Source organism: Acinetobacter sp. CIP 101934, from assembly GCF_000369585.1.
Lineage (GTDB): Bacteria > Pseudomonadota > Gammaproteobacteria > Pseudomonadales > Moraxellaceae > Acinetobacter > Acinetobacter schindleri.
Genome location: NZ_KB850093.1, coordinates 77,665 through 81,564 on the forward strand (window position 1 = coordinate 77,665; position 3,900 = coordinate 81,564).

A 3,900-nucleotide genomic window follows, 5' to 3' on the forward strand; every position below is an offset into this window, starting at 1 on the left:
CATGCGTGCACTACGTAAAGGACAAGCATCGTCATTTTATTATGGTCAGCCTCAGGGTGAAGTGTGTCTAATCAACAGGGTTTTCGGTCTCTAAGCACTTTTTAAAGGGAACATCATCGACTCAAATCTCTATTTGCAACAGTGCCGTAAATTTGAGAATGAATCTGTACGTACAGACTCATTCCCTATCTATAAAGATATTAGAAATAGCTACATAGAGTTTATTTCTAGTTTATTCAAATTAGTCGTTCAAATTAGGCGTTACTACGGATGAACAATAATTTTTACAGCAGACTCATTATTATGAATCAATGTTTCAAAGCCTTTAGAAACAAGATCATCTAATGCAATCCGTTGGGTAATAAAAGGTTCTAGATTAATCTTACCTTGCTCAACCAAACGGATAGTTTCCTGATGATCATTTACATAAGCAATCGTGCCACGAATATCTAGCTCTTTCATCACCACACTATGCACATTAATTGTGGCAGGATGGCTCCAAATAGAAACGATAACGACTACACCAGTTGGTTTCATTGCTGCAACGAGTGTATCCATGACTTTATTGACACTACTACATTCAAAAGCGACATCTACACCGCGGTCTTCTGTAATTTTCATTACCTCAGCAACTACATCAACCTTAGATGGGTCTAGTACATAATCGGCAACACCCGCTTCTATCGCTTTTTCTTTACGTTTTGCACTCAGTTCAGTAATGATGACCGTGAGACCTTTAGCCTTTAAAATAGCAGATAAAAGTAAGCCTATTGGGCCTGCTCCACCAACCAGTGCGATATCGCCAGCTTTTGCGCCACTTCTGACATAGGCATGATGACCGACAGATAAAGGTTCTATCAATGCTGCTTGGTCTAAAGGAATATCATTTGAAATAGGATGTACCCAACGCCGCTGAACTGCAATTTTTTCAGAAAGACCACCACCGCGTCCGCCTAAACCAATAAAGTTCATATTTTTTGATAAATGATACTTATCATTGGGGCCAGTCGGGACATCATCCGCAATAATATAGGGTTCAACTACGACATGTTGTCCAATTTGGATATCGTCTACACCCTCACCAACTGCATAAACTACGCCTGAAAATTCATGTCCCATTGTTACAGGTGCAGATTCTCCCGAAATTGGGTGTGGGTGACCACAAGGTGGAATAAAAATAGGACCTTCCATGAATTCATGTAAATCTGTACCGCAAATACCACACCACGCAACTTGAATTCCAACTGTGCCTGGAAGTACTTTCGGTTCAGGGATATCTTCAATTCGAATATCCCCTCGGTCATAAAAACGAGCTGCTTTCATTTTATATTCCTTATATTGATGTTAACGGTAAACCAGTGCGTACACGGCCTCAACTTTCAATAAAGTATAAAAGGTGTTTGTGTAGGCAATACCCTTACTTTTGATAAGCCAAAAGAAAGCAAAAGCCTTTGTTACCCATACATAACATCCCTATTATGATGGATAACGTGTGGCATCCCTGCCACACTCGTGTATCCAAACGTTGCTTAAATTAAACTATGTAATAGTGGCGACATAAAGGTGCTCTTATCGCTATATATTAAAAACTTAGTGGAACACTGTTTCTAAAGCTTTTAAACCCACTTTGGGATCAAGTAGACCGTTGTAAATTTCAGGGATTTCACGTTCCACCCCAAAAAATTCATAAATGGCAAGCATCGCCCCACGAACTGAATATTCCACAGTAAAGACCACGTCATCTTCAATTTCCACAAACTGTCCAAGGAAAGCAAAGTTTTGTGAGCCTTGTGGAATTACCTGTGGACGATCCCCCGGTTTACGGCAGGCGAATAGGGCAGAGGCGTATGGCATCATGGCGGTAGTAACATCAGTCGTTGCCAAAACATGATCTAAAATGTCGTCAAAACCGAGCTGTTTAATCAGTTCTGTTAGGATTTCTTGCCCCGTGGCTTCGGACATTGGTTTTTTGATGTAATCGCCTATATGGTCAATTTGGAAACCGTAGCCCCATAAGGTATATAAACCTTCAGGTAAGTCGGCAAAGTGTGGCTGTGCAGGAACCACGATGGATAAATGCCAACCCGACTCATACCAAGTCATGAGTGCGCCTGTGCCTGGTTCATTGCCTGTATAGTCAATAATACGTTTAAGTAGCACGTCATCTTTCATGGTCAGAGTGAAAGACTCCCACTTATGTTCATCGACATTGCCATAAAAAGTCATTGGACGGCCAAAGTCTGGGGCTTTTTGTGCCAGCGTTTCCCAAAGCGTCCAGCCATGATCTTCTCGATGACGAATAAGGGCAGGCACGTCATGATTACCGCCATAACGTGAGTCTGCTGTAATAGAGCCTAAAGTGAAAATAGCTAAATCATTGGCTTTCAGATTAATTTGCTCTGAGCCTTCAGGCAATTGTACATATAGGCGTGAAGCGTAGCGTTCTTGAGTTTCAGCATTGGTAATGAAGTCTGCATCTGTGACATAGTGTCCAAAACGCACATCGACGCCTTGTGCGACTAACCAACGCTGTAGGGGCAGAATCATCGAGTCATATTGGTTGTACTTGGTACGTTTCACACCCGCTAAGGTATGAATGCGTGGCAATTCTTGAATAAAACGCAAGAAATAGCGTCTTAACTCTGCTGCACTGTGCCATTTTTGAAAAGCGAAAGTCGTGCGCCACATGCGCCAGAAATTGGTTTCAAAAAAGGTTTCATCAAAAAACTCATCAATGCGGCGACTGCCAATTTTTTCTTCTTTTGAAGCTAATAGGCGCAGCATCTGTGCACGATGTAGCGTATTCAGACCAAGCTTTGCTGCATCCGCAATGACATGTTCGGCATCAATCAACCGTGCATTGGCGTGGGTTTTCACTTTTTCATTAAACTCACGACATTCTTCACGCACCGAAATGTCTGGATTTTCCAAAGATGGAATACTGGAAAATAAGTCCCATAGGCACAAATAAGTTTCATCGGTCAGCATTCGCCCACCACGTGTTACCCAAGCTTGCGCGGCATGCGGTGTATGTCCACCATCCATCGAACCACCTGAAATATCGAGTTCTTCTAAAATATGGATATTTTTGGCAGGGACTTTGGCATCACGGATTGCAAATGCAGCAGCAGCCATACCTGCGATACCACCACCAATAATCCAAAGATGGGACTGTTGTGCGTCTAATGGGGTGCGCTTCTTCTTTTGCATGGTTCACCTTTAATAATGATGTTAAAAACTATGAAGTATAAAATGTGATTTAGAAAAACCTTAAAAATAGTATGACTTTTTATATATGAAAAATGTATGAAATGGGAAGCAATTTACTCATTATATTTTGTAATCAAAAAAATGTAAGTAATGGTTATTTTTAATACACATTTGTATTTTTTTAAAATAAAATATGATTTAAGTAATTGATTTTATTATTTTATAGAGTAATCACTCTATTTTGATCATATTTGTTTGTGTCTGAAGAATGTGTTTGAAACTAGGCTTTCTATTGATCATTAAAAGATATAATTGAATAATAGATCTCTTTCATAAATCAAAAAACGAGCACCTTTTTGATTGATATTTGTACTCTAATTTTCTTAGCATTCGTGCATAATCTGCGGATGAAATACATTGATTCAAAGAAGCTTTCTGAAACACAGTTTAAGCGATATACAGGCATCTCATGGTCAACCTTTTATTTAAATGGTTGAGCAATTGCAGAAGCATGTTCCAGCTAAAGGCAGACCACCCAAGTGGCACTGTTGCAAATAACCACGAATGGTAAGTTGAAGACTGTTTTAGCTAAAGGTGCAGCATATGAATCCTTTCCATGGTCGGCATTTTCAGGGCGAAATCATTCTTTGGGCTGTGCGCTGGTATTGTAAATATGGCATTAGCTATCGT

2 protein-coding genes and 2 pseudogenes are annotated in these 3,900 nt (G+C 40.2%); 2 read left to right on the forward strand and 2 right to left on the reverse strand.

The window, feature by feature from the left end; genetic code table 11:
- Positions 1-94 (forward strand): annotated as a pseudogene (locus F899_RS15525) (IS6 family transposase); the annotation flags it as partial.
- Between the two features lie 170 nt (positions 95-264).
- Here F899_RS15525 and F899_RS00520 read toward each other — a convergent pair.
- Positions 265-1,323 carry a 2,3-butanediol dehydrogenase gene (locus F899_RS00520; RefSeq protein WP_004281883.1) on the reverse strand — a complete coding sequence of 353 codons (1,059 nt, stop codon included), beginning with the start codon at positions 1,321-1,323 and terminating at the stop codon, positions 265-267.
- A gap of 267 nt (positions 1,324-1,590) precedes the next feature.
- Positions 1,591-3,210: an oleate hydratase gene (locus F899_RS00525; RefSeq protein ID WP_004726755.1), complete on the reverse strand. Its 1,620-nt coding sequence runs from the start codon at positions 3,208-3,210 to the stop codon at positions 1,591-1,593.
- 603 nt (positions 3,211-3,813) lie between these two features.
- Between F899_RS00525 and F899_RS15530 the strand changes: the two are divergent.
- Positions 3,814-3,900, forward strand: a pseudogene (locus F899_RS15530) (IS6 family transposase); the annotation flags it as partial.

Coding starts and splice junctions, on each gene's coding strand:
- F899_RS00520 (WP_004281883.1), bottom strand. CDS start 1,323: ATGAAAGCAGCTCGTTTTTATGACCGAGGGGATATTCGAATTGAAGAT.
- F899_RS00525 (WP_004726755.1), bottom strand. CDS start 3,210: ATGCAAAAGAAGAAGCGCACCCCATTAGACGCACAACAGTCCCATCTT.